At 72.6% G+C, this 4,868-nt stretch carries 2 protein-coding genes; both read left to right on the top strand.

Going from position 1 to position 4,868, the window contains the following annotated elements; all coding sequences use genetic code 11:
* Positions 1-3,059 (top strand): type I polyketide synthase (locus tag ACZ4UU_RS45035; RefSeq protein ID WP_471909263.1); only part of this gene is annotated, 3,059 nt, incomplete at its 5' end.
* Positions 3,060-3,108: 49 nt separating this feature from the next.
* A partial coding sequence (locus ACZ4UU_RS45030; RefSeq protein WP_471909262.1) for a type I polyketide synthase occupies positions 3,109-4,868 on the top strand: 1,760 nt, incomplete at its 3' end.

Here is a 4,868-nt window from a genome sequence, read left to right as displayed (position 1 = left end):
TCACCCACACCCTGCACGCCGACCACCCCGAAACAACCACCCTCACCACCGCCCTCACCGCACTCCACACCCAAGGCCACCCACCCACCTGGAACGATCGCCGCCCGTTCGTCGCCCTGCCCACCTACCCCTTCCAGCACCGCACGTACTGGCTCAACCCTCCGCGCACCTCCGGGAACGCCACCGACATCGGACTCGGCGTCTCCGGTCACCCGCTGCTCGGCTCGGCGACGGACCTGCCCGGCGGGGGGCACCTCTTCACTGGCCGGCTGTCGCGCGAGTCCCTGGGCGTACTCGCCGAGCACGTCTTCATGGAGCGAGTCGTCCTCCCGGGCGGGACCTACGTGGATCTGGCGGCCCATGCCGCCGAGCACGTGGGGAGCGAAGGGATCGATGAACTCGTCCTGCTCGCGCCGCTCTCCATCGATGATTCGGGTGCCCGGCAACTTCAGGTGTGTCTCGGCGGGGCCGAGCCCGACGGCAGGCGGTCGCTGACCATCCGTACCCGGTCGGAGGCGGACAGAGAAGGAGCGGAGGACGGCTGGGTCACTCACGCCACCGGGTATCTGGCGCCACCCGCACGCGAGGCCGCGTCCTCCGCCGCCGCGCTGACGTCGTGGCCCCCTGCCGGGGCCGAGGCCGTCGACGTGGACGGTCTCTACGACGAGCTCGCCGCACAGGGGTTCGACCTGGGCCCTGCTTTTCAGGGGTTGACCGCCGTCTGGCGGCACGAGGGCGACGGGTGTGTCCATGCCGAAGTCGACCTTCCCGCAGGGCCGTTGGAGGGGGCAGGCCGGACGGCCACGTCCGGCGGTGCCCTCCATCCGGCACTGCTGGAGTCCGCCGTCCATGCGGCTGGCCTACTGGGCGCGACGGGCCCCGGCTGCACCGCTCGGGCAGCCGTGTCGTGGGGCGGGATCACGCTGTACGACGCCGCCTCGGCCGTCACGTCCGTGCGTGTCCGCGTGGCCCCCCTGGACACCGAAGCGGGCACGGTGTCCCTGACCGTCGCCGACACCTCCGGTGTCCCCCTGGCCTCGGTGGAGCGGCTGGCGCTCGTGCCGTTCACACCGGAGCTGCTGAACGCCTCCCGCCGCCGGCCGCTGTTCGGGGTGGAGTGGCCGCTCGTGCCGTCGGCGACGGCGGCGGGTGCGGTGGCCCCGGCCGCGTACGCGGTTCTGGGCCCCGATCCGCTGGGCTTCGTCACCGGGCTCACGGACAGCGGGCTCACCGTCGAGCGGTACGCGGATCGGCGGGAGCTGGACGCGGCCGTCGCGGCTGCTGCCGTCCCGCCCGCGTACACGCTGCTCATCTGCGACTCCGGCTCCGGCTCCGGTACCAGTACCGGTGACGCGGTGGCCGAGCGTACGCGTGCCGCGGCCGACCGGCTGATGTCATCGGTTCAGGACTGGCTCGCCGCCGATCGCCCTCAGGCGGGCCGATTGGTCGTCGTCACACGGGGCGCCGTAACCATCGAGGGGGACGGTGTACCCCCCGATGTGACGGTCGCTCCCGCGTGGGGACTGGTGCGGACGGCCCAAGCCGAGCACCCTGGGCAACTCGTACTCCTCGATATCGACACTGACGAGGCGTCACTCCGTACGGTGGCGGCGGCGCTGGAGACCGGTGAACCGCAGCTCGCCGTGCGGAAGGGACACATCCACGTTCCCCGGCTCGCCCGTACGAACTCGGGCCGGGGCGGGGCGCGGCCGACGACCCTCGACCCGGCGGGCACGGTCCTGATCACGGGCGCCACGGGCGGTCTCGCGCGTCCGCTCGCCAGTCATCTCGTCACGGAACACGGCGTACGCCATCTGCTGCTGGTCGGCCGCCGTGGTCCCGACGCTCCCGGTGCCGCCGAGCTGGTCGCGGAACTGGAGGAGTCGGGTGCCCGGGTGACCCTGGCGGCGTGTGACGTGTCCGACCGTGCGTCGCTGGCGTCCCTTCTCGCCGACATACCCGCGGAGCATCCGCTGACCGCCGTGTTCCACGCGGCGGGTGTGGTCGACGGGGGTGTCATCACCGCGCTCGACTCGGCGCGCCTGGCCGCTGTGCTGCGTCCGAAGGTGGACGCGGCCTGGAACCTGCACGAGCTCACGGCGCCGCTCGGGTTGTCCGCGTTCGTGCTGTTCTCCTCGCTCGCCGGCGTCCTCGGCAGCCCCGGCCAGGCGAACTACGGTGCCGGCAACGCCTTCCTCGACGCGCTGGCCGAGCACCGGCACGCTCAGGGGCTGCCGGCCCTGTCCCTCACCTGGGGTCTGTGGGCGGACGAGGGTGGCATGAGCGAGCGGCTGAGCCGCGCGGATCTCGTCCGTATGACACGGTCGGGCATCGCGCCGCTGTCGACAGGGGCGGCCCTGGACATGCTGGACGCCGCGCTGGGGCTCGGGCTGCCGGTGGCCGCCCCGACGGAGCTCGACATGGCCGGGCTGCGTGGGCAGGCCGCCGCCGGCACACTGCCGCCGCTGCTACGCGGTCTGGTCCGTACGCGTGCCGCGCGGCGCGGCGACGGACCCGGCTCGTCGTTCGCGGCCCGCATGGCCGGGCTGGACGCCGGGCAGCGGGAGCAGGCCGTGTCGGAACTCGTCCGTGCGCAGGTCGCGGCGGTTCTGGGGCACAGCTCCGCCGACGCCGTGGATCCGGAGCGGGCCTTCAAGGACCTCGGCTTCGAATCCGTCACGGCGGTCGAGCTGCGGAACCGGCTGATGGCCACGACCGGGCTACGGCTGCCCGCCACGGTGGTCTTCGACCACCCGACGGTCACCGACCTGGCGAAGCGTCTTCTTCTCCTACTCGCTCCTCAGGGCCGGACCGCGCCGCTGCCCGTGCTGGAGGAGCTCGACCGACTCGAACATGCGCTTCGTACGCTGCCGCCGGCCGGGGACGCCGGTGCCGGTGCGGACCGGTCGGCCATCGGCGACCGGCTGCGGGACATCCTCTGGCGGTTCGACAGCGCCACGGCCGGCCCGCAGGGCGCCCCGGCCACGGCCGACGATCTCGAATCGGCCACCGACGAGGACCTCTTCGAGGCGCTCGACAACGAGCTGGGGTCGCTCTGAATCCCGTAGGCACGCCTGAATTCCGTCGTACCAGAAGGTGGCTTGCATCATGAACGAGCAGAAGCTGCGGGACTATCTCAAGCGGGCTACCGCCGATCTGCGCCAGGCCAAACAGCGGCTGAGGGACCTCTCCGCCAAGGAGAGCGAGCCCATCGCCGTCGTGGCGGCGGGCTGCCGCTTCCCCGGAGGCGTCGGCAGCCCGGCCGAGCTGTGGCAGCTGGTCGCGGAGGGCCGCGCGGCGGTCTCCGAGTTCCCGGACGACCGCGGCTGGGACTTCGCGTCCCTCTTCGACGACGACCCGGACTCCGCGGGCACGTCATACGCGCGGCACGGGTCGTTCCTGGACGACGTGGCGGGCTTCGACGCCGAGTTCTTCGGGATCAGTCCGCGCGAGGCCCTGGCGATGGATCCGCAGCAGCGGCTGCTGCTGGAGACCGGGTGGCAGGTGTTCGAGCGTGCCGGGATCGATCCACGGTCACTGCGGGGCTCCCGGACCGGGGTCTTCGCGGGTACGAACGGTCAGGACTACCTGAGCCGGGGCACGAGCCTGCCCGAGGGGGTCGAGGGCTACCTGGGCACCGGTGTGTCCGCGAGCGTGCTGTCGGGCCGTGTCGCCTACACCTTCGGGCTGGAGGGTCCCGCGGTCACCGTCGACACGGCTTGCTCCTCGTCACTGGTCTCCCTGCACCTGGCGGCCCAGGCTCTGCGCAGCGGAGAGTGCGAGCTGGCCCTCGCCGGCGGTGTCACCGTGCTGTCCACGCCCGGCGTCTTCCTGGAGTTCAGCAGGCAGCGCGGACTGGCCCGGGACGGGCGCTGCAAGTCGTTCGCGGCCGCCGCGGACGGCACGGCGATGGGTGAGGGCGTCGGGCTGGTCCTGCTCGAAAGGTTGTCGGACGCGCGCCGCAACGGTCACCCCGTGCTCGCCCTCATCCGCGGCAGTGCCGTCAATCAGGACGGTGCCAGCAACGGACTGACCGCGCCGAACGGTCCCGCGCAGGAGCAGGTCATCACGGACGCCCTGGCCCATGCCCGGCTCACCGCCGACCAGGTCGACGCAGTGGAGGCGCACGGCACGGGGACGACGCTCGGCGACCCCATCGAGGCGCACGCGCTGCTGGCCACGTACGGCCGCGACCGTGGCCCGGAGCAGCCGCTGTGGCTGGGGTCCGTCAAGTCGAACATCGGGCACACCCAGGCGGCGGCGGGTGTCGCGGGCGTCATCAAGATGGTGGAGGCCATTCGTCACGGGGTGCTGCCCAAGACCCTCCACGTCGACGCGCCTTCGCCCCACATCGACTGGGCCTCGGGTGCAGTTTCCCTGCTCACCGAGACCGTGCCGTGGCCGGAGACGGGGCGGCCGCGCCGCGCCGGGGTGTCATCGTTCGGGATCAGCGGTACGAATGCCCACCTGATCCTGGAGGCACCGCCGGCCGAGGAACCGCACGGGGCGTCCCCCGTCGGCGGGCCGCGGGTGGCGCCGTGGCTGCTCTCGGCCGGTGACGACGCGGCACTGCGTGAGCAGGCCGTACGGCTTCAGGCGTACGTGGAGGGCAGGCCGAGCCTCGACCTCACGGCCGCGGCGCGCGTGTTGGCGGTCGGCCGCGCCCACCACACCCACCGGGCGGGCGTCATCGCCACCGACCGCGAGGCCCTGCTCCACGGCCTTGACGCCCTCGCGCACGGCGAACACACCAAAGCCGTCCTCCACGGCACTCCCGACGGCGGACGCCTGGCCTACCTCTTCTCCGGCCAGGGCTCACAACACACCGGAATGGGCCGCGAACTCTACGACACCTACCCCGCCTTCGC

Source organism: Streptomyces sp. NPDC028907 (assembly GCF_055564995.1).
Note: the sequence above shows the minus strand (reverse complement) of the source record. Positions and strands in the feature narration are given on the sequence as shown.